Genomic DNA, 394 nt, shown 5'->3' with positions numbered 1-394 from the left:
CTTCATATCTTCATAAGTATCAGATAATATATCCCATGCTCTTTGATGGTTTAGTTGATCTTTTCTTCTTATTAGCGCTACATCTGCGGGACTTAACCCTAATGGATCAATACCATTCACCGGATTCAGCGGATACGCATACAGACTCCATCCCCCCTCCAGCCCTATCGGGTCCTGAGTGATATACCGCCCCTGCAACGGATCGTAGTACCGGTTCCGGTTGTAGTACAGCCCCGACTCCTTATCATACTGCTGCCCCGGCAGCCGGTACGGCTGGTGCAGGTGATGCGGGTTCTCTTCATTCAGCTGGTTGCCCCACTCATCATACTCCCCGCTCCACGCAATGTTTCCATCCGCATCCATCAGCGCCAGCATTATTTACTATGTAGGAAAT

General features: G+C 50.0%; 1 protein-coding gene. It reads right to left on the bottom strand.

From position 1 onward, the window contains the following. A partial coding sequence (locus tag EVJ32_RS16085) for an RHS repeat-associated core domain-containing protein (protein ID WP_304984935.1) occupies positions 1 to 375 on the bottom strand: 375 nt, incomplete at its 3' end. Positions 376 to 394 lie beyond the last annotated feature (19 nt).

The organism is Exiguobacterium sp. SH5S4, from assembly GCF_004337045.1.
Taxonomy (GTDB): domain Bacteria; phylum Bacillota; class Bacilli; order Exiguobacteriales; family Exiguobacteriaceae; genus Exiguobacterium; species Exiguobacterium aurantiacum_A.
This window is presented reverse-complemented; position numbering and strand designations above follow the sequence as displayed.